Annotated in this window: 15 protein-coding genes; 1 reads left to right on the top strand and 14 read right to left on the bottom strand. The window is 50.7% G+C overall.

Annotated elements, in window-relative coordinates:
• Window positions 1-50: 50 nt before the first annotated feature.
• Window positions 51-1,829: a sensor histidine kinase gene (locus tag ACSFXJ_RS08265; protein ID WP_435924695.1), complete on the bottom strand. Its 1,779-nt coding sequence runs from the start codon at window positions 1,827-1,829 to the stop codon at window positions 51-53.
• A 123-nt stretch (window positions 1,830-1,952) separates the two neighbouring features.
• Window positions 1,953-4,271 (bottom strand): alpha-xylosidase, encoded by a 2,319-nt coding sequence (gene yicI, locus ACSFXJ_RS08260; RefSeq protein WP_435924694.1) that lies wholly within the window; start codon window positions 4,269-4,271, stop codon window positions 1,953-1,955.
• A gap of 138 nt (window positions 4,272-4,409) precedes the next feature.
• Here yicI and ACSFXJ_RS08255 point away from each other — a divergent pair, with 138 nt between their 5' ends.
• Window positions 4,410-5,312 (top strand): AraC family transcriptional regulator, encoded by a 903-nt coding sequence (locus ACSFXJ_RS08255; RefSeq protein WP_435924693.1) that lies wholly within the window; start codon window positions 4,410-4,412, stop codon window positions 5,310-5,312.
• A 220-nt stretch (window positions 5,313-5,532) separates the two neighbouring features.
• Here ACSFXJ_RS08255 and ACSFXJ_RS08250 read toward each other — a convergent pair whose 3' ends face one another.
• From ACSFXJ_RS08250 to ACSFXJ_RS08195, 12 genes are all read right to left on the bottom strand, one after another.
• Window positions 5,533-7,080 (bottom strand): response regulator transcription factor, encoded by a 1,548-nt coding sequence (locus tag ACSFXJ_RS08250; protein ID WP_435924692.1) that lies wholly within the window; start codon window positions 7,078-7,080, stop codon window positions 5,533-5,535.
• 264 nt (window positions 7,081-7,344) lie between these two features.
• Window positions 7,345-9,222 carry an ABC transporter ATP-binding protein gene (locus ACSFXJ_RS08245; RefSeq protein WP_435924691.1) on the bottom strand — a complete coding sequence of 626 codons (1,878 nt, stop codon included), beginning with the start codon at window positions 9,220-9,222 and terminating at the stop codon, window positions 7,345-7,347.
• A complete protein-coding gene (locus ACSFXJ_RS08240) occupies window positions 9,219-11,048 on the bottom strand; it encodes an ABC transporter ATP-binding protein (RefSeq protein WP_435924690.1) in 1,830 nt (609 codons plus the stop codon). The genes ACSFXJ_RS08245 and ACSFXJ_RS08240 overlap by 4 nt, the downstream gene beginning before the upstream one ends.
• A 51-nt stretch (window positions 11,049-11,099) precedes the next feature.
• The gene (locus tag ACSFXJ_RS08235; RefSeq protein WP_435924689.1) at window positions 11,100-12,128 is read right to left on the bottom strand and encodes an ArsR/SmtB family transcription factor; all 1,029 of its coding nucleotides are present in this window, start codon (window positions 12,126-12,128) and stop codon (window positions 11,100-11,102) included.
• A gap of 335 nt (window positions 12,129-12,463) precedes the next feature.
• Window positions 12,464-12,937 (bottom strand): IS200/IS605 family transposase, encoded by a 474-nt coding sequence (gene tnpA / locus ACSFXJ_RS08230; RefSeq protein ID WP_148450401.1) that lies wholly within the window; start codon window positions 12,935-12,937, stop codon window positions 12,464-12,466.
• A 197-nt stretch (window positions 12,938-13,134) separates the two neighbouring features.
• Window positions 13,135-14,103 carry a glycoside hydrolase family 43 protein gene (locus ACSFXJ_RS08225; protein WP_435924688.1) on the bottom strand — a complete coding sequence of 323 codons (969 nt, stop codon included), beginning with the start codon at window positions 14,101-14,103 and terminating at the stop codon, window positions 13,135-13,137.
• Between the two features lie 19 nt (window positions 14,104-14,122).
• Entirely contained in the window at window positions 14,123-15,604 is a 1,482-nt protein-coding gene (locus tag ACSFXJ_RS08220) for an alpha-N-arabinofuranosidase (protein WP_435924687.1), read from the bottom strand.
• Window positions 15,605-15,634: 30 nt separating this feature from the next.
• The gene (locus ACSFXJ_RS08215; RefSeq protein WP_435925713.1) at window positions 15,635-17,038 is read right to left on the bottom strand and encodes an arabinan endo-1,5-alpha-L-arabinosidase; all 1,404 of its coding nucleotides are present in this window, start codon (window positions 17,036-17,038) and stop codon (window positions 15,635-15,637) included.
• 65 nt (window positions 17,039-17,103) lie between these two features.
• Window positions 17,104-17,946 (bottom strand): carbohydrate ABC transporter permease, encoded by an 843-nt coding sequence (locus ACSFXJ_RS08210; protein ID WP_435924686.1) that lies wholly within the window; start codon window positions 17,944-17,946, stop codon window positions 17,104-17,106.
• A gap of 25 nt (window positions 17,947-17,971) precedes the next feature.
• Window positions 17,972-18,865 carry a carbohydrate ABC transporter permease gene (locus tag ACSFXJ_RS08205; RefSeq protein WP_435924685.1) on the bottom strand — a complete coding sequence of 298 codons (894 nt, stop codon included), beginning with the start codon at window positions 18,863-18,865 and terminating at the stop codon, window positions 17,972-17,974.
• Window positions 18,866-18,983: 118 nt separating this feature from the next.
• On the bottom strand, window positions 18,984-20,378 hold the full coding sequence (locus ACSFXJ_RS08200) for an ABC transporter substrate-binding protein (RefSeq protein WP_435925712.1): 1,395 nt from the start codon (window positions 20,376-20,378) through the stop codon (window positions 18,984-18,986).
• A 155-nt stretch (window positions 20,379-20,533) separates the two neighbouring features.
• Window positions 20,534-22,024 carry an alpha-N-arabinofuranosidase gene (locus ACSFXJ_RS08195; protein ID WP_435925711.1) on the bottom strand — a complete coding sequence of 497 codons (1,491 nt, stop codon included), beginning with the start codon at window positions 22,022-22,024 and terminating at the stop codon, window positions 20,534-20,536.
• Window positions 22,025-22,346: the final 322 nt, after the last annotated feature.

Genomic DNA, 22,346 nt, shown 5'->3' with positions numbered 1-22,346 from the left:
GAATCAAAAGAAGGCCGTCGAGACTTTCTCGACAGCCTGCCATATAAAAATTAGACATTGACCGGAATCGTGAACGAAATTTCCGTTCCAACCCCTTGTTGGCTGGAAATTTTTAGTCCGTGTTCCTCTCCGTAGGAGAGCACCAATCTTTGATGAACGTTCCTTAATCCGATCCGGTTGTTTCCGCGCTCGTCGGGAGCTGAAATGGACCTTACCACTTCCGCGAGCCGTTCTTCCGTCATGCCTAACCCGTTGTCGCGCACGATGATCTCGACCACGTTTTCGTGTAATTCGATTTGTACCGACACTTCCACACCGTCTTCTTTGTCTTCCACCCCGTGAATGACCGCATTTTCGACCAATGGCTGGACGATGAGCGGCGGAACAAGGATACCGTCGGCCAAAGGATCTATTGAAATGTTGTACCGCAGACGATCCTCATAGCGGAATTTCTGGATTTCCAGATAAGAACGCACCATTTCTATTTCCTCTTTCAGCGGCGTTCTCTCCCGGCCTACCTCGAGATTTTTTCGCATCAACCGGCCGAGGAGGCGAACCACGTTCGCGATCTCCCGCTCGCCTTTACTATGAGCATTCATCCGTATGGATTCCAGGGCATTAAATAAAAAATGCGGATTGATCTGGCTGGCCAGCATTTTCAGTTTGATTTCCCGTTGCGCAATTTCCAGCGCATTGTTCTGTTCCGTTTTCTCAACGACCTGATTCATCAGCGTACGGATGCTTTCTACCATGTAATTGAATTGCCGGGACAGCTGTCCGATTTCATCGTTGCCGTCGATCCGGGATACGACATGTAAATCGCCAAGGGCAAGCCGATTCAAATGGCGGCTGAGCCGAAGCAGGCGGTTCGTCGTTAAAAACGATACGATATAAACGAAGACGAGTGCGATCAGCAAAACAAGCAGGATGATGGCCAGTCCCAATATACTCACCCGGTTCGCGTCCTTAACGATGGAGTCGCTGCTGAAGACGGAGATGATTTTAATTCCGTTCCCGCTCTTTTCGGGGATCAGCTCGTCCACCACCATATAGGAAGGTTCGCCGTTAATCTCGGTATGCTGCGTCCCTTTGACGACCTCGTCCAGGTTCACGCCATATTCCAGACTGTTCAAAGTCTTGCCTACAAGAGCCGGATTCTTCGCGGCCACGACGTACCCTTGTTCGTCCGCGATCAGCGTTTCAAAAGGCTCCTGTCTGAGCATGCGGGTCAATTCTTCCTGCTCCAGCGAAACGATCAAAACCCCGCTGGAACGGTGTTCGGGCAGCGGCATCTGCCGGACCAGGCTCAACCGTTTAGTCGGACTGAACTTGTTGTCGGTGAGATAGAACCAGTTGAAGCTCTTCGATTCCATCGCTTGTTTATACCAATTGGTTTGATTCACCGTTTCATCGATCGGAATAAGCTCCAGATTGTTGATCAAAGTCGAATTGTCGTAATAAAAGCGCACATCGGCAATTTCCCGGTAAGTCCTTTTAAACCGCTCAAACCCGTTGTACTCGAGGTAGGCTTTCGTTAATTCAAGCACGCTGTCGTATCTGGTGGTTACGATCTTTTCCAAATCCTCGTCCAGCAGCAGCGTATTCGAGACATCAATCGGGATACGCAGCTTGTTGGACAACTGGGTTTTGATCTTCTCCACGTTGTTCGTCGCCTGCCCGACCGCCCGATCCATCGCCTGCGCCCGGAAATAGGCGACCACGCTTCCGCCCACAATCAGTATAGGGATCATGACTGCCGCAATATAGGAAACCATCAGCTTATGCTTGAGCCTTAAATTATTCGTTTTTTGCAGCGCTTTTCTAATCATGACGATACCTCCCGCAAAAAGCCGAATATCCCCGGCTTTGACAAGCGGGGATATTCTGGCTGCACCGATTCGCCCGGTGCGATAAATTCATATTAGTTTATTTCAATCCTGCGGGCAATACGGTTACTTCAGGGAAATGGCGAGCTCGATCTTTCCGGAGAAGGATGCGACTTCCACTTTTCCTTCATTGTTAAGCTCTCCGCCTTGTACGGAAGCGACATCTCCCATGCCGTGCAGCGATACATTGAACGCTTTGCCGGCGCCTTCCGCCGTCACGGTTACTTTGGATCCTTCGCGAACCGCGGTAACTTGAAGCTCGGTTTCGCCTTTCATGTTGCGGACCGTGCGCGTTACTTTCACGCCGTCCTCAAGCTGGTACAATCCGAGTTCTACGCCGTCCGCGAAATCGTAATCCGGACGGACGTTGTTCGCGCCTGTCGGCAAGATCGAATTCGGGCGAACGAAGAGCGGCAATCCGAAGAAATCGTAGTTTTCTTTCAGCCATCTGCCGCCTTCTACCGTCTTGCCGTTCAGGAAATGAGTCCATTTGCCTTCAGGCAGGTAGTAGGTTACATCCCCGGCTTCGCTGAATACCGGTGCCACGAGCAAGGAATCGCCGAGCATGTATTGACGGTCCAGCGTTTCCGCAGCCGGATCGTCCGGGAATTCCAGGAACATGGCACGCTGGGTCGGAACCCCTTTCTCAGTAGCGTAAACCGCTGCATCGAAAAGGTATGGCATCAGGCTGCATTTGAGCTTCGTAAAGTAACGGGTAACGTCGACCGCTTCTTCATCATAAGCCCAAGGCACACGGTACGAGCTGCTGCCGTGCAAACGGCTGTGGCTGGACAGCAAGCCGAATTGGAGCCAGCGTTTGAATACATGAACCGGAGCGGTGTTTTCGAATCCGCCGATGTCATGGCTCCAGAAGCCGAAGCCGGCCAAGCCGAGCGACAGGCCGCCGCGCAAGCTTTCCGCCATCGACTCGTAGTCCGCGTAGCAGTCGCCGCCCCAGTGAACAGGGAACTTCTGTCCGCCGACCGTGGCCGAACGCGCGAAGAGCGCCGCTTCATTTTTACCGAGCTTCTCTTCGAGCACATCAAATACCACTTTGTTGTACAGGTACGTATAGTAGTTGTGCATTTTAACCGGGTCGGAACCGTCATGGTAAACGACATCGGTCGGAATCCGCTCGCCGAAGTCGGTTTTGAAGCTGTCGACGCCCATGTCGACAAGCTCGCGCAGATAACCTGCAAACCATTCGCAAGCTTCCGGATTCGTGAAATCGACCAGCGCCATGCCCGGTTGCCACAAATTCCATTGCCATACGTCGCCGTTCGGCTTTTTCACCAGATAGCCGTTTTGCTTGCCCTCTTCGAACAAACGGGAGCGCTGGCCGATATAAGGGTTGATCCAGACGCAAATTTTCAAGCCTTTTTCTTTCAGGCGCTTCAACATGCCGACCGGATCCGGGAAAGTGCGCTCGTCCCATTTGAAATCGGTCCAGTGGAATTCGCGCATCCAGAAGCAGTCGAAATGGAAGACGTGAAGCGGCAGATCTCTTTCGGCCATGCCGTCCACGAAGGAGTTTACCGTTGCTTCATCATAGTTCGTCGTAAACGAAGTGGTCAGCCAGAGGCCGAACGACCATGCAGGAGGCAGTGCCGGTTTGCCTGTCAAAGAAGTGTATTTATCAAGCACATCCTTCGGCTGAGGGCCGTCGATGACAAAATATTCGATCGATTCGCCCGGTACGCTGAATTGTACCTTTTTGACTTTTTCGGAAGCGACTTCGAAGGATACGCCGCCCGGATCGTTTACCAGGACGCCATAGCCTTTGTTTGTTACATAGAAAGGAATGTTTTTGTACGATTGCTCGGAGCTGGTGCCGCCGTCTTTATTCCAGATGTCGACAACCTGTCCGTTCTTGACGAAGGCCGTGAAACGTTCGCCGAGGCCGTAAACGAGCTCGCCTACGCTGAGATCCAGCTCTTCGCGCATGAAGGTTGCGCCACCGGCTTCCGTGACATGAGCCATCGACTTAAAGCCGCTGCCGGTAATGCGTTGGTTTCCGCGATAGAAATCCACCGACCACTGCGCGCCTTTGGAGATGCGAACGCTCAGGTCGCCGCTTTTGAGTTCCGCGTATTCATCGTTTTCGGTGATGACCGCATGATCTCCGCCCTGGGCCAATTCAAAATGAGGCCCGTGATCGACCGTCCCTGCAAAATGCACCAGCTTGACGCCGATAACGCCAGGCAGCGGGGAATGGAAATGCATCGTAAGAAGTGTAGTGTTAATCATATCGCCGCGGCCGCGCAGCGGGGTCGTGGATGCCGAAGCGATTAATGTATGATCTTTGACCATAAAGTCGTAAGCCTGAACCGCGGGAGAAATCGTGTATCCGTCGCGGATTAACCAGTTTCCATCGGTAAATTTCATGGGTAATATACCGCCTTTCGCTAAACGTATCTTTTTATACTGTAAATCCACTTACACTTGCATTATACTGATTAAAAAGAAAACATTCTAACATAATCAAGCTATAATATAACACTATATTGATGAGGTGATCTTGAAATGGACCAAGCACTACGTCGTTCCCTCAAAGAAGTCAAAGCTCACGGTACCGAGCATCTCCCTTTTGGGACCTATTGGTACGGATACGGTCCGGGTGAACACGTCATCGACTGCCATTGGCACGAAGAGGCTGAAATCTTTTATTGCTTGCAAGGGGAAACGCTGTTTCAGGTCGATACCGACTATTTCCCGGTCAAGGCAGGCGAAGCCGTCTTCGTCGATGGGGGCGATATCCATGCCGCCCATGCTCACGGTGAAGAGGGTTGCACTTTCTTCTCCTTCGTATTTGACACGAATTTGCTGGCAAGCGCCCATTATGATGCCGTACAGGAAAATCTAATTCTTCCTTTGCAAGAAAGAAAAGCGACATTCCCCCGGCATATTCGTCAGGAGGAACCCTTTGAAATCAGCCTGCTGGATCACATTGCGGTGATCATGAAGAGCTGCAGCGAGAAATCTTCCGGTTATGAAGGTGCCGTCAAGGGTCATCTATACCTGATGCTATCGGAATTGGCGACCCAGGGAAAAACCTGCAACCGCACTGCCAGCAACCGGAGCGAATCGTTCAAAATCGATCGGTTGAAAACCGTAATCCACTATATCCAGCATAATTACGAGCATCCGATCCGCCTGTCCGAGCTCGCTGCGCTCGTTCCGATGAGCGAAGGCCAATTTTGCCGTTTTTTCAAGTCCATGACCCGGCAGACTCCAATGGACTACATCAACTCTTACCGGATCCGCCAGGCAGCAGAACTGCTTAGACAGCCCGAACGAAAAATTTCGGATATCGCCCTGGAAGTAGGTTACGACAATATCAGTTACTTCATCAGGGTTTTCCGTAAGACGATGAACTGCTCCCCTTCGGAATTCCGAAAGAGATTGCAAACCCATATCGAAGCTTGAAACCGGCTCCGGTATCGCCTATTATTATTGCCTTAAACATACAAAAGCGCGGCTACCGTTTTATGGAAAGCACGGAATGGTAGCTTCGCTTCCCATATAAGCACGATTTTATTTTACCGCGAAAAGTAAGCGCTTTAATACTATCATAATTAGTTACGAATTCATGTGAAAATTAAAGGCCTCTCCTTATGGAGAGGCCTTGTTGGTCATAGTCCGATGATTAGGCATGATTCGCGGTTTTGCGGTAGGCGGAAGGGGAAACTCCCACATATTTTCGGAATTTGGTGTGGAAGTAATCCACATTCGTATAGCCGACCTTTTCGGCCACCTGATAAACCTTCAAGCCTTCTTCAAGCAAGCCTTTGGCCTTCTCGATCCGCACTTTGTCGAGGTAGGTGTTGAAGTATTCGCCGGTTTCGTTTTTGAACAACTTCCCAAGATAGGCGCTATTGTAATTAAAAATGCCCGATAACGTCTCCAGCTTCAAATTGTCGCTGAAATTGCGGTGGATCAGATCAAGCATGATTTTAACCTCACGATGCTTTCCGCTCTCGTTCAACCCTCCCGCCAGTTTCCCCAGAAAGAGCTCCGTTTTTTCGAAAAGGCTTTCAAGTGTGCGAGCCTGATAAATATTGGGCAGGTCATCCGAAAGTTCCTTGCTCCGGCTCTGCAGTTCGGGCGAGTGCTTAAGCCCCTTGCCGAGAAGGGAGGTAAGCATTTCCGCAAACCGGCGTTTAATCTCTCCTTCTCCGTGACCGTTGGCGATCAGATGTTGACCGAGGCGTCGAAGCAATGAGCTCATCGTTTCCCGGTTTCCTACTTCGATCGCGTAATAGAGCTGGTCTTTCAACGTTTCATGGGAGAAATCTTCGGAGATATTTTCCGATCGCGAAGGAAGCGCCGTATCGGGTCCAAGAAGCTTGCCTTCTCCAAAGAAGAAGCAATTTTTGTTGATTTCGCGGGCAGTAGCATAGGAAGAAGCCACCCCGCACAAACTGCAAACCTTCGGCCCCAGGGCCGCCGTAAATTCCAACCCTAAACTGGATGCGGCATCACGGATTCGCCCGTACATTTCATCCATTTCGACGCCCAAAATCGGATTCTTCAGAAGAACGCCGATTTGCGCTAGATAACTGAACAGGAAGCCTCGGCCCGTATCTTCGAAAATCCCGGACAGCTTCTTCTTGAATTGGGCATGAAGCTCGTTGCTCGAATTGTCCTCCGTATGCAAACCGATCAGCAGCACCTGATAACATTTCCAAAGCAAACCGAGTTCCTCCGCCTTCTGCTCCGCATTCGCAAGATCGTCTTCCGCCCCGGTCATAAGGGATTGAACGAAAGCTTCTCGGCTCCACTCCATTCTTTCATGCTGCCAGCGTTCTACAAACTTTTCATGATCGATCTGGGATTTGATTTGTTTCAAGTAATTAACGAGCTCGTCCTCATCCACCGGCTTCAGCATGTAACCGTCAGCCCGATGCGAGATGGCTTTCTTGGCATAGTCAAAATCCGCATATCCGCTCAAAATAAGAACATGCAGTCCCTGGTCAAACGAACGGAACTGCTGAATCAGCTGCAGCCCGTCCATACCCGGCATCCTGATATCCGTAATGACCAGATCGGGCTTGTGAATATCGTATTTCTCCAACGCTTCATTCCCGTTCGCCGCCGTATCGGCAACAGTAAACCCTAGAGCGTCCCAGTCTATAAATGTCCGCAGCCCTTCTCTCAGCTTAGGTTCATCTTCCACAATAAGCACTTTGATCATTTTATGTTCCCCCTGCCGGAAAAGATTACATGATTGCTTTCCCCAGCCGACATGATGACTCACCTATTATTCGAAAATTCAAATCCGTTATATCCGTCAAAATAAATTAAGCGTTTTCAATTTATTATAAAGATAAAAATTTTACTAAACCAACATTATCCTGTTAATTTATTGCACTATTTTGATGTGGATGAAAAAACAAAAAAATCCTCCGATCCGCTGTCGCGAACCGGAAGACTTCTGGTACAGTCTGGAAAGTCACTGTTATACAGCTCGATGGGCATCCTCTGCCGCAGTGGTCTCCCTAAATTGAATACGATACAATTTTGCATACAGACCCCCAAGCTCCATCAACCGCTCATGCGTGCCGTCTTCCACGATCCGCCCCCGATCCATCACCAAAATACGGTCCGCATTCCTCACGGTGGACAGCCTGTGGGCAATCACCAATGTCGTTCGGTTTTTCATCAACAGCTCCAGTGAATCCTGGACCAAGCTCTCGGATTCATGATCAAGCGCCGAGGTAGCCTCATCCAATATGAGCAAAGGAGCTTCCCGCAAAAAGGCCCGCGCGATCGCCAACCGCTGCTTCTGTCCGCCGGAAAGGGAAGTTCCGTGCTCGCCGATCCAGGAGTCGTATCCGTCCGGGAGCTTTTGAATAAACTCGTCCGCACCCGCAAGAATCGCCGCCTTCCGGATTTCCGCTTCGGTTTTCCCCTCTGTTCCGAAAGAGATGTTTTCCCTTATAGTTCCCGAGAAAAGATACGGAATCTGCGGCACATATGTCGTAAGCCGGCGCCCTGATTCAAGATGGTCCTTTAACGAAAGCCCTCCTATTTCGACGCTCCCTTGATCGGGCTGATAAAGTCCGCAGCAAAGCCTGACCAGGGTCGATTTGCCCGAACCGCTCGGACCGACGATCGCGACGGTCTCCCCGGCAGCAACGGTAAGATCCAACCCGTTAAAAAGAGGGGACGAGGTTTTTCCGCCAACATCCCTGTGGAAAAAACGTACGTCTTGCATCCGAATTGCCGGAGGAGGGGGAACGTCCAACGTACCGGAGGAATCGACAGGCTCCTGTTGATCGGCGGCAGTGACGGCCCCCGGTTTGCGCTCCCGCCCCTTCCCGGTTTCATCCCCACCTTCCGCGGGCCTATCGAGAATTTCAAACACACGGTCCGCAGCTCCCAGCGATTCCTGAACCCCGCCCCAGGTTTGGGACATATTCACGAAAGGCCATTGGACCCGGCCGATCAAGATAACGAATGCGAGCACGCCCCCGGCGGTCAACCCGCCACCCATTGCGGAATAGGCGATCAGCCCGGAACAAATAATCATGACCGCATTATTGATAAAGGCGGAGGTCTGCCACAGCAGGCCTACCAGCACCGTTCTCTTCAGCTGCATTTTCGCCAGTTCCGTCCTCTTAAGGACATAACCCTCCTGCATCGCTTCCTCCATTCCGAACGCGCGGACAACCGTCATGCCTTGGACCACTTCCTGAAGCAGTGCCCTTAAATCAGCCTCCCTGGCGAATATGTCCTCGGAAAGCCTGCGGAGTCTGCGGTCAAAGAATCGGCTGCAGAAAAACACGACAGGTCCGGACCCGAGCGCAAGCAGCGCGATCCACACATCCATTCGAGCTAAATATATGAAGGAAACGAACGTAAGAAGCAAATTGTACAAGAGCTCATAAACGACGCTCCCGACCATATTCATCGCCGAGGCCGCATCTTTATTATTCCTTGAGGACAAATCCCCGCTATGCATTTCTTGAATCGTCCGAAACGGGAGCCGGTTGCTTTGATCGAACAAGCGTGCCCTCAGATCCCAGGTCATCCGGAAATGAACCGAAAACCGGAAATAGTGCTGAAAGATCAAACAAATGAGGATCACGGCACAGGCTATGGCGCATAAGGTCGTAATCCGCATCAGGCCATCCATGTCCGAATCGGTGATCGTATCGATAAACAATTGCTGCACCGTCGCAAAACCGATGTCTACGACCATCCTTGCCGCGAGGAGGACGATGGCGACGATAAAACCGACCTTGTACAGGGTCGCATATTTGGCCAAGCGCCGAAAAGCGGCCCATACCGTGGTTACCGGTTTGGCGACGTTTTGGTTGGCGGGTTGATTCATTGGATAACGCCTCCTTCCGTTAAGGAGAGATCGTTCTTACTGGAACGCATGTTTTTCTCCACGAGCGCCCGGTATCTTCCGTCATCCGCCATTAGCGATTCATGCGTTCCCTCCTCCAGAATCGTCCCGTCCTCGACATAATAAATCCGGTCGGCATCCCGAATCGTGGATAGCCGGTGAGCGACGACGACCGTCGTTCTTCCCCGCATCAGTTCGCCCAGCGCCCGCTGTACCCTTTCCTCATGATAGCTGTCCAAGGCGGCGGTCGGCTCGTCGAGCAGCAAAATTTCCGGCTCCCGCACAAAAGCGCGGGCGATGGCCAACCGCTGCCGTTCGCCGCCGGACAGCGTCAACCCGCGTTCTCCGACTCGGGTCTCGTAACCTTGCTGCAAGCCGTCGATGAAATCATGAATCCCTGCCGATTCGGCTGCCGCCCGTACAGCGGCCATATCCGCATCCGGCCGTCCCCAGGCGATATTCTCGCGGATCGTTCCCGAAAACAGGTAGGGCTCCTGGGAGACGTAAGCGATCCGGCTTCGCCATGCCTTCGGGGAAATTTCCGTCATCGGTCCCCTCTCGCAAACAATCAGCCCCTCCTCCGGTTCATAAATCCCCATCAGGAGACTTAAAATCGTGCTCTTTCCGCTTCCGCTCGGCCCGGCAAAGGCCGTCACCTTTCCTTGTTGGATCGTCAACGACACTCCCCGCAATCCGGCGGCGTTGCTCCCATATCGGAAGCTCACATTTTGCAATGTCAAGGAGCCGAGCGGCTCACTGCCTGTATCTGCGCACGAACGAACGTGTTTTTCCTCTTCCAGATCGGTAATTTCAAAAACCCTGCCGCCCTGGGCCAACGCCGATTGTAACTCGGTCCACAGGTTTGCGAGGCGTGACACGGGTTGGGTAATTTGATCGAAGCAGATGAGGAAGGCGGCAACCGCTCCGACATCGAGCCGCCCTTGAATCGAGAGATATCCCCCGAAAGCAAGGACATACAACAGTCCTCCGAGAATGACCGCAAACGGCATATTGTATCCTACCGCTTCGAGCCGGGTTATTCTCATGTGGAGAGCGCTCATCCCCCGAAGCTGCTTGCGGAACTGCTGTCCGAGGATGGGGGCAAGCGAAAAGGCGCGAACGACTTCCGCCCCCTGAAGGGCATCCTGCACCAGGGATTGTTGTTTCGCCGAGGCCCGCTCCCTCTCCAGATTCAACTCGCGAAGCCGGCGGCTGAAGGGAATCATGACCAGGGGAAACAGAATACAGATAAGCACCGTCCCGATCGTTAATATATACTGCAAAGACAGCAGGTAGGTCAGCAAAAAAACGATCTGCAGTACGTTCCCGAACAACTCGATCGTCTTTTCGTTGATCCCTTTCTGGGCGGCCGGCGCCGCGTCCTGGATCCGGCCGATCAAGTCCGCCGAGTGATATTTCGCGAGTTCCTTCGTTTTTGTCCGCATCAATTTTGATAATAGGGATGCCTGTAACCGGGCGGTCGAACGGATCTCCAACGTACCCGACAAATACGTCCGCACAAAGTTGCCGGCCGCATCGATGACGACGACGGCCACCGCAAAGACGAGGCCCGAAACGAGGCCTGCCGCATCCTTATCGACCGCGGCGTTGATGATTCTTCGCAACCCTTCCGCCAGAAAAACGCCCGTAACCGAGAGAACCCCGGCCAACAGGCATAACACGGCATATCTCCCGAAGTACGGCCTGCCTAGCGATAACAACCGTTTCAGCGCAAGGCCCGCGCCGCTTTGCGTTCTACCGGCCTCGCGCGTTTCCCTGTTTGCTTCTTTTACTGCTTCGCCTTCCATTCCGCTCTCCCCTTCGCTCCCTAATCAACCATTTGTGTCCCCCCTGATGTCTTAATCGTTAAGCAGCACTCTTGTTGAGATCTCCAGAAGCTCGCGCAGCTTCTCCACATTGAGATGATAATACAGCCGGTGGTCGCTCCGCTTGAACTCGATCAGATTCAAAAAGAAGAAAAAGTTCGCGTGATAGATGACCGCCGCCGGCGTTATTCCGAGCTCTGCCGCAATCTCGCCTCCATAGCGCGGGCGCTCCCGCAGCAGCATGATGAATTCCATCCTTCTCTTGTCCGAAAGCGCCTTGAAAAATAGCTCCGCCTTTTCCCTGTCCGCAGCCGGGCCGTAAACCCGATCATTAAATGCTCCGAACAGCACCCAGAAATGGTTCAGTTGTCTATCCACCGGCCATATATGATGGTTTGCCACCTGAGATACGAAGCTGATATGGAACGTGGCCGGATGTTGAAACAGCTCCCGCTCGCTTTTGAAATTTTCGAGGAACCGTTCGGGATCCGCGTTAAAAAACGCTTCATAGCGGGACAAAGCCCGCTCGCTTTCTTCCCGGATGAATCCGGACCAGCCGGCAAATACATCCCGGTAAAATTGGGAAATCAATCCCATATAACGATGCTTGGTTTCCTCGGGATGTCCCAGGCATTCCAAAAGCGGTTCCCGGGCATCCGAAACTTCGCGCTGGGGAGTGACCAGTCTTACGCGTTCGGTAAGCCAGCCCAAATCCGCTCTGGCTTTCCCCCATTCAACGCCATCCAGCAGTTCTTCCATTTTATCGCTATAGACGCCGAAGACCATGTTTGCGATCGTTTCCTCGGCCTCCGTATCTTTCAACCTGTTGATCCAGACTTCCGCAGTTAACGCTTGCCGGGAAGCTGCAATCGATTCATAGAACGCAAAATCAAGCGCTTTATGGAAAAAGTCGTATCCGAAAAAGAACTGCAATTCGCGAAGCATGTGAGGCGAGAGCTTGCTTTGGGCATCCCCGTAAATCTTAAGATATCTGTCGTCCAGTCCGATCCGGTACTCCTCGGCCGCCCGCAGCATTTGATCCTGACAGGCAAACATGCCCATCGCGATGATTAACTCAAAGGCTTCGTTGTATGCAAAATTGATGTTTTTCTTTAATGGGATCTTCAGTGGATATAACTCCCCTCATTGTATTAAGTATTATTTAAATATTATGCAAAACATCTATAATATTTAATAATTACTTAATGTTAAAATTATCCTTTCCCTTTTGCCTTGTCAATACCTTTTGGCACAAAATCATAACCACCCGTCCAACGGGTGGTTTGCTCTTGGGGTATAACCCCCTGTTGCCAAACTGCGCCTAAAGACGCTAGCCTGACAATAAAATTGTTCAGGCTCAGTGTTATTTGTCACTTTCACTTACCAGTTAAACTGGTTTACTTCTTCTTGCTGCTGTTCCTGCTGAAGGGATCTTCATACTCTTTCACGCTCAGTTTATCAATTGCTTGATCATGTGCTTCTTGCTCACGTATATATTTTGCGACGGTGGCCTCATTTAAGCCAACAGTACTGACGTAATATCCTTCCGCCCAAAATTTCCGATTCCCATACTTATACTTTAAGCTCGCGTGTTTCTCGAATATCATCAACGAGCTTTTTCCCTTCAGATATCCCATAAATGATGATACTGAGATTTTTGGGGGAATTGCTACTAACATATGTACATGATCCGGCATCATGTGGCCCTCTATTATCTCCACTCCCTTGTATTTACACAAACGCTTGAAAATCTCGATCAAGTCTTTTCTCACTTGATTATAAATTTCTTTCCGTCTATACTTCGGGGTGAACACAATGTGGTATTTGCACATCCACTTCGTGTGAGCTAGACTATAGCTCTTGTTTGCCATCTAAGACCATTCCTTTCATTATTGAGCCTGAACATCTCAATTTTATTGGAATGGTCTTGTTGGTCAAACCCTTGATCCCTCCACCCGCATAGCGGGTGGTTTTTTGTTTCGCACGCTTCGCGAGCTCAACTGGCTAAAGCCGCAATAAAAAGACGGTTTGGCAAAAACCAAACCGTCTCGGGTATATTGTTGTAAATTTAGCGAATCGCGCCGTCCTTTACGGGAATGCCGAAATTCGGCGTGCCGTCCTCGTTCCAGCCGAATACTTGCGCACGGGTATGGCGGTTCGGATCGTACAGCGGATCGCCGGTGATCTCTTTATAATTTCTTGCGTGATAGATCAGCACGTCGTCTTGGCCATCCTCGGAGACCGTGAAGCTGTTATGCCCGGGTCCGTATTGGCCCGATTCCTCATTCGTCTGAAATACGGGAACCGGCGATTTATGCCAGGAAGCCGGATCCAGCAAGTCCGCGGACTCGTCGGCCCACAAAAGGCCCATGCAATAATTGAAATCGGTCGCGCTGGCCGAATAGCTGATAAAGATCCGGCCGTTCCGCTTAAGTACCGCGGCACCTTCGTTCACCCGGAATCCGATCACTTCCCATTCGTACTCCGGCGTCGAGATCATGACCTGTTCTCCGGTCAGCGTCCATGGGTTCTCCATTTTGGAAATGTACATATTGGAGTTGCCTTCGATGTCCGGATCTTTTTGCGCCCAAACATAATACAATTCCCCGCGATGTTGAAAAGTCGTCGCATCCAGGGCGAAGGTTTCCCATTTTGTACGCACCTGGCCTTTTTCCACCCATTGGCCTTCCAACGGGTTAGCCGACTCGTTCTCTAGCACATACATACGATGATCGAACAATCCGTCCTGCGTCTCGGTCGTTCTTGCCGCGGCAAAATAGATATACCATTTCCCTTGAATATAATGAATTTCCGGCGCCCAGATGTTCGCGCTGAGCGGACCGGTTTCATATTTCCGCCACGCCACTACCGGTACGGCATCTTTCAAGCCTTGAATCGTCTTCGAACGCCGGATTTCAATCCGGTCGTACTCGGGCACCGATGCGGTGAAGTAATAGTATCCGTCAACATGTTTATATACCCATGGATCAGCGCGCTGCTCCACGACCGGGTTGATATATTCTTTGTTTGTGTCCATATGGGTTTCTCCTTTTTTTCTACTTTATTTTTAGGACGACGACCGAAGCCGGCGGCAGCTCGAAATGCAATTCCCCCGCTTCGATTCTAGCGCCCGTAAAACCTTCCGGCTTCACAACATCCGGTTGAAGGAACGTGTTATGGGCGTTCAAGCTGGAATGTGTCAACACGGTGCCGGTCACTCCCTTGCCTTCCGCCCCTTCCAGATGACAGCTCACCGCAACGCTGACCGCATGGTGCAGGTTGCAGGCGGACAGATGAATCGCCCCTTCCGAATCCATCGATGCGGATACGCTGAGCTGCGGAATCATTTGCGAGCCGTGTTTATACATCGGGCTGTCGAATTCCACGTCCAGCAATTCGGCGTCCTGATGCACCTTGTACATGTCAAACACATGATACGTCGGCGTCAGCGCCATTTTGTCGCCTTCCGTAAGCACCATCGCCTGGAGCACGTTTACGACCTGAGCGATGTTTGCCATTTTGACCCGTTTACTGTATTTATGGAAAATATTCAGGTTTATGCCTGCAATCAGGGCATCGCGCAGCGTATTTTGCTGGTACAGGAATCCCGGATTCGTGCCCGGCTCCACGTCATACCAGCCGCCCCATTCGTCGATCATCAGACCCACTTTGCCTTCCGGATCGTATTTATCCATGATCCGGGAGTGCTTGACGATCAATTCCTCCATGACCAACGTGTTCTTCATCGTGGAGAACCACTCATCCACGCCGAACTCGGTCGCGGAGCCTTTGCTGGCAAACCAGTTCCCCGAAGGAATGGTGTAGTAGTGGAGGCTTAATCCGTCCATTAAATGATGGGCTTCCCTCATCATCACTTCCGTCCAATGATAATCATCCGTGTTCGGTCCGCAGGCTATTTTTTGGACTTGATTGTCTCCATAGTTACGTACATAGGAAGAATAGCGACGGTACAGATCGGCATAATACTCCGGCCGCATATTTCCTCCGCAGCCCCAGTTCTCGTTCCCAACGCCGAAGAAAGGAAGCTTCCAAGGCTGCTCCCGACCGTTCTCCTTACGCAAGTTCGCCATCGGAGATTCTCCGTCAAACGTCATATATTCAACCCATTGCTGCATTTCCCGAACCGTGCCGCTGCCGACGTTGCCGCTGATATAAGCTTCCGTTCCCAGCAATTCGCAAAGCCGCAAAAATTCATGCGTGCCGAAATGATTGTTTTCTTCCACCCCGCCCCAATGATTGTTGATCATCCGGGAACGCTGCGATAACGGGCCGATGCCGTCCATCCAGTGATATTCGTCCGCAAAACAACCGCCCGGCCAGCGTAAAACGGGAATGTTTAATTTTTTCAGCGCCTCGAGCACATCGTTCCGGTACCCTTCCGTATTCGGAATGTCCGAATCCGTTCCGACCCAGATTCCTTCGTAGATGCATCGCCCAAGGTGCTCGGCAAATTGTCCGTACAAGTAACGACTGATCGTCCCTTTTTTCTCTGTCGCGTCGATACGCATTCTTACCATTCGTTACAGCCTTCCTCTCCACTCACATCGTTATTTTCCTGTCCGAGTGATTTGCTTTCCCCAAATCGCGATTCCCCGATCATCGAGACCCGTAAAAACGAGCGTGCTCACGCCCTTTTCCCAATCCCATGAGGGCAGTACCTGTACGGTTTCGGTCCGGCCTTCGCCTTCCGCCGGGTCTTCCCAATTCAAGGTCAAAGTACGTTTTCCGTCAAACGTCCACGTACCGTTTCCTTTGCTTCCCGTCAGCTTGCCTTTATCGAGCAAAGACAGCTTATCGGATTCAACCTGTCCGTCGGTGAACGGGTCATGCTCGATCCGCTCCCATTCTCCGGCCAGCAACCTTTTCGGAATGTCCTGCTCTGTCTCGCCCGCATAGCGTTCAGGCGATACTACAGGCCAACCTTCCTCAGTCCACAATATTTTGCGGACATGCAAATAAGACCAGTTTTTATCGGATTCGCCTCGTGCGTGATGAATCAAGTAGTAATTGCCTCCGTCATTCAAAACGGAGTTATGGCCCGGAGCGATCCATCCTTCATCCTCTCCGAACTTGTAACCGCCGATGAGTTTCGTGCCGACTTCGAATTGCGGCTCGAATGCCGTGTCCGCCATATCCCTGCCGTTAAAATCGACATAAGGTCCGGTGATGGAATCGGAACGGCCCACGCGGACGTTGTAATCCTCAAACAATGAATCGTAAGATACGAACAAATAATACTTCTTGAACTTCTCGTTATAGACAATGTACGGACCTTCAACCGCCCCGTCTTCGGTGACCATGTCTCGGGCCGCAATCAATTTGCCGAAGCCCTCTTCCTTCGGTTTGCCCGTCTCCGCATCCAGTTCAATGATGTGAATTCCGCCGAAAAATGAACCGTATACCATCCACATGGCCCCATCCGAATCGGTTATAATGTTCGGATCGATCGCATTCAGCGGATCATCGGCTTTTGTCCGGATCACTTCCCCTTGGTCCGTCCATGGACCCTCGATGTTATCCGAGACGGCCATACCGATCATCGACTGTTTGCTGCCGAAGGTGGACGCGGAATAATAGAGCCGGTAACCGTCCCCATGCTTCACGATATCAGGCGCCCACAAATTGGTCGCGCCCGTCCAATCCAGCGCAGTTTGCGGAATGCCGGGCAGTGCGTAATCCACCCAGTTCCAATGAATCAAATCGTCGGATTTGCGGACCATGATCCCGGGCTTCGGCTCCCCGCCGACCTTGACGTCCGTTGAAAAAACGTAATATCCCTGATCCGTTTTGATAATGCCCGGGTCATGCGCGTTGTTGACGGTCCATTTCGCTTCATTATGAAGCACCGTCGTATCGTACATGGCGGTCGCTTCGGGATTTACCGGAAAAACGACCTCGGCCGTCCGTTCCTCCGAACACCCCGCCACGCCAAACATGGTAAGCACCAACATGGCCGGAAGTACCACCTTTTTCGTCAAACTTTTCATGATAACGCTCGCTTTCGGTCTGCCGAAACTTAACCCTTCACGCCGGAAATGGCTACAGATTCGATAATTTGTTTTTGGAAAATCAGGAATATCGTCAACACAGGCAGCAAGGCGATGACGGAAGCGGCCATAATGAGCGGATAGTCCGTTTGAATCGCATACTGTGCGTTAAAGTTGGCGATAACCAGCTGCAAGGTTTGCTTTTCCGGCGAAGTCAGGTAAATGATCGGCGCCAGGTAATCGTTCCAAATGCCCATGAACCACAAAATAAGCTGCGCGGCGACCGCCGGCTTAATGAGCGGAAACGTAATCGTAGAAAATAGCCGGAAATAAGAGCTACCGTCAATTTTTGCCGCTTCGATGACTTCATTCGGAACGCTAAGCAAGTACTGCCGCAGGAAAAAGATCATGACGATGTTGCCGAACAATCCCGGAACGATAAGCGGGAGCAGCGTATCCACCCAGCCGATTTTGGAAAACATCATGAATTGCGGAATCATGACGGCCGGATAAGGAATCATCAGCGCGGTCAGAAGCCCCAGGAAAATCGCGTTTTTGCCGGGGAACTTTAATTTGGCGAACGAGAACGCGGCCAAACTTGAAGTGAAGGTCCCTACGATAGTTACCGAAAGCGCGATAATGACGCTGTTTTTAATGCCGCTGAGCAGCGGTCCCGCCGTCCAGATTTCGAGATATTTCCCCCACTGCGGGTCTTTGGGAATCCAAACGGGAGGCAAAGCGAACACATCGATTTTCTGTTTGACCGAAGTCGACAGCATCCAGAGAAGCGGAGCAATCATAGCGACAGCCCCGATCGCCAGAATAATAAAGATAATGGTATTGATCAGTTTGGTTCTAGCCGAATGAGACATATTCATATTCTCCTTTCCGTTACAATCACGCCTCGTGGGATGATTTTTCGTTCATTTTGAATTGAATTAGAGTCACGATAAATATGAATATGCCCAGTACGACCGCCATCGCGGAAGCATAGCCCATCTGGAAGTTATCGAATGCCTTCTGCCAAATATAGAACACGACGGAAGCGGACGAATATTCAGGTCCGCCGGTATTGGTCATGATGTTGATCTCCGTGAAAATTTGCGAACCGCCGATAATATTCGTTACGACGATAAAGAAAGTGACCGGCTTGACCATCGGCCAAGTAATGTGCCAGAAAGCTTTAAACCCGCTCGCTCCGTCCAGCTCCGCAGCTTCATAGTAGGATCTCGGAACGCTTTGCAGTGCGGCCAAATAAAGAAGCATCGTGTAACCGAGGCCTTTCCAGACCGTCATCATAATGAGCGCCGGTTTGACCGTATGCTTATTCATCAGCCAGTTCGGCCCTTGAATGCCGAAAATCTCAAGAAACTGGTTTACGAGCCCATAATCCCCGTTGAACGCCCAGCTCCACATAATGGAAATGGCAGCCAGAGAGGAGATGACCGGAATATAATAAATGACGCGGAACGTCGTCGTTCCCGGAATGCCGCGATTGAGGCCCAGCGCAACCAATAGGGCCAGCAAAAGACCGATCGGGATCCCGAGCATCATAAAGATCGTGTTGAATGCCGCTTTGTGGAACAGTTCGTCGGTAAGGAGTTCCTTGAAATTGCTAAGTCCGATAAAATCCATTTGACCCAAGCCGTCCCAGTCCGTAAAAGAGCCGTATACAGAATAAGCCAACGGGAACAGGGTAAAAAGCACGAAGCCAAGGACAGGAGGCAATATGAACAACCAACCGTAGAGTTTCTCTTTCCGGTACAGGTTTGATTTGGTTTCCGTTTGCATCAAATGTCACCTCTGTTTTCGAATACCATAATGAAAATGATGTTAGTCCCTTTGTCGATCGAACATCGGCGACTAACATCATTTCGTTCTGGATTAATAAACGCGCTTAGTCCTGCTCTTATTTCTTGGCTTTTGCTTTTTCTTCCTGTTCGATAGCCTTGTCGAGCAATTTCTGCATTTTTGGTTGTTCCTGTTTCACGTATTCGGCAGCGGTGATTTTTCCGTCAAGCACCGGTTGAATATCGGTGAAGAACAAGTCATACCATTCCGCTGTCCAAGTGTAGTGGCCAGGCAATACGCGGCCGTAATCGCCTACGACGTCCAGGAATTCTTTCTTGTTAGCCGGTTTTGTCGAAGTATCCGCAGCCCATTCTTCCGCCATATCGATCATGTTAGGAATTTGAACTTTGGCATCCACGAGCACTTTCATGGCTTCTTCGGAAGCTGTCAGGTAGTTAACCAGAGCAACTGCTTCTTCAGGATATTTCGTTTTAGCGGATGCGCCAATTCCGAGGGATCCTGTCCAAGTTGCGGGTTTGCCGGTAGAACCAGCAGGGTAAGGCATCAAGTCATATTCGAAAGGCAAAGTATCATATGTGCTCATATCCCATGGACCTACCGGGAAGAATGCGAGTTCGCCTTTCATCCAACGTTGGTAAGTGTCCAGCGTTTGCGCGTCTTCTGCGGACGGCGTGATTTTGTGTACGTTTTGCATGTCCGCGAAAAATTGCAGAGCTTCCGCAAATTTAGGATCGTCGATCGCTACTTTCTTTTTCGTTTCGTCAAGCCAGTCGGCTCCGTTACTCCATACGAAGGATTGGAGCGCCCAGTTCACGTTAAAGCCTGTAGCGTATTGATCAATTTTGCCGTCACCATTGGTGTCTTGCGTCAGCTTCTTCGAAACATCGATAAATTCATCCCAAGTGTAGGGCTTGTCCGGATCCGGAAGCGGAATACCGGCCTTTTCGAACATCGTCTTGTTATATCCGAGCGCGAACGGACCTACGTCCTTCGGCATGCCATACAGATTCCCTTGTCCCGCCATATTACCGTCATAGCGATACAGATCGAGACCATACTTCCACATGTTGTCAAGATTGATGTCAGGGTTGTTTTCGATATAAGGCGTAAGATCAAGCAAAATGTTGTTATGAACATAAGCCTTGGTATCGCCGGATTCGAAATAGAATACGTCAGGAACTTTGTTGCCGGTAATAGCAGCTTTCAACTTGGTGGCATATTGGTCTGCAGCCGTTACGGTGATCTTGACCTTTACGCCAGGATGATCTTCTTCAAACTTTTTAACTGCAGCACTGTACGCTTTTTGCTCGTCAGTACCGCCGCGGTACATGAACGTCAATTCTTTGGTTTCTCCGGATTTGCCGGAGCTTGCCTTGCCGCCGTTTGCGCTTCCGCCCGCTTCGCCGCCGTTATTGCCGCCGCAGCCCGCAAGCACGGTGGACAATACGAGGATCAAAGACATGAGTGAAAACCAGCCTTTTTTCTTTAACATCATAACCCCTCCTATAAGATCGGATGAAACTATATAGAAAGAACTAAAGCTAGTACAGAGGAAGCTTCTATTCGTAATGTATCACTGCGCCTCACTTTAGTCCGACCTATATCAACTTCATGGTGAAACCGTATTCCATTTTGATGTTCCAAGGATTACTTCGCCTTGCGCAAAATGATGACGTTCCAGGATGCCTTGGACAGTCGCGCATGAACGTATCCGTCCTTGCACTCCGCATTCCCCTGGTTATGAGGCTTGACTTTCTCCTCATCCGCGGTGTTTACCGCTTTCAAATCATCATGTTCCAGCACGATATGTTCGGAAACGCGATAGTTTTCAAACCCGCGGACATCGCATTCGAGGTCCAGCGGCGCTTCCAGATGACGGTTGACGGCGAAGATCGTAATCTCCTCTTCCGCTTCGCGGTATACGACGGCACTGTCGAGATAAGGCACATCGGTATAGTCCTGGGCGTCATACTTCGGCGAATGAACGATCGGTTGTAGCGAAACACCCCGTCCATAGCGGGAAGCGTGCAAATAAGGATAAAATATCGTCTGTTTCCAGGCGCGTCCTCCGTTTTCCGTCATGATCGGCGCAATGACATTGACCAATTGAGCCAGGCAAGCCATTTTGACCCGGTCGGCGTGACGGAGCATCGTAATCAGCATGCTTCCGACCAAGAGCGCATCTTCGAAATTATATATATCTTCCAATTGAGGCGGACCTACGCTCCAAGGTTCAAGCTTGGCGTCCGCATCGTTGGAGTGATACCAAACATTCCACTCATCGAAGCTGAGATACATCGTTTTCTTGCTGCGCTTCTTTGCTTTGACATAATCGCAGGTGGCGGTGACGGTCCGGATAAAATGCTCCATATCCATCGATCTCGCCAAGAAGTTGGCCGAATCATTATCGCGATTGCCGTAATATTGATGCAGGGACACATAGTCGACGACGTCGTATGTGTGATCCAGAGAAACCGCTTCCCATTCAGGGAATGTCGGCATCGCAGTGTTGGAACTTCCGCAGGAGACAAGCTCGATCGTCGGATCGACCAGCCGCATCGCTTTCGCGGTTTCATAGGCCAATCGTCCGTATTCCTGCGGCGTCTTCTGGCCGATTTGCCAAGGGCCGTCCATTTCATTCCCGAGGCACCAGGTTTTGATCCGATGCGGCTGTTCGTAGCCGTGGCTCCGGCGCAAATCGCTCCAATAACTGCCGCCAGGATGGTTGCAGTATTCCAGCAAGTTTCTAGCCGCATCCACGCCCCGGGTCCCCAGGTTGACAGCCATCATCACTTCGGAACCGATCTCCCGGGTCCATTCGGCAAACTCGTTCGTACCGACCAGATTCGGTTCAACGGTTCGCCAGGCGAGTTCCAACCGTTTGGGACGATTCTCAACCGGGCCAACGCCGTCTTCCCAATTATATCCGGATACAAAGTTCCCTCCCGGATAGCGTATAATAGGTACATTCAATTCCTGGATCAAGTTCTTGACATCGTTGCGAAACCCCTTGCTGTCCGCAGCCGGGTGGGAGGCTTCATAAATCCCTCCGTACACGGCCCTGCCCAGATGTTCTATAAAAGAACCATAGATTCGCGGATCAATTTCGGCGATCTTGAACGATTCGTCTACAACCATTCTAGCTTTAAGAGACTGTGCTGCTGAAGACAAGTCTATCACCTTCCGTTTCAATAAATCCTAAATCATTTTGAAATGACTTGAATGAATCCGCTTACAGGTATAAAATATCATATAGAAAGCAGCTTGTAAATAGAAAAACCTAAATCTTTTTAAGTTTTTTTAAACATAACCTGCAAACCCTTATAAATAAACATATTTCATTCTTTTTTCGTGATTTCTCTTGCTTAATCTAGTACATTAGTTTCACATTTATATAAAGTATAGCATCAAAATAATGCAACTATTAGCTGAAATTTAAAATATTTTTACAGATATAGTT

Source organism: Paenibacillus salivarius (assembly GCF_051307165.1).
Lineage (GTDB): Bacteria > Bacillota > Bacilli > Paenibacillales > Paenibacillaceae > Fontibacillus.
The sequence above is the reverse complement of the archived record's forward strand: the minus strand, read 5'-3'. Positions and strand labels throughout refer to the sequence as shown.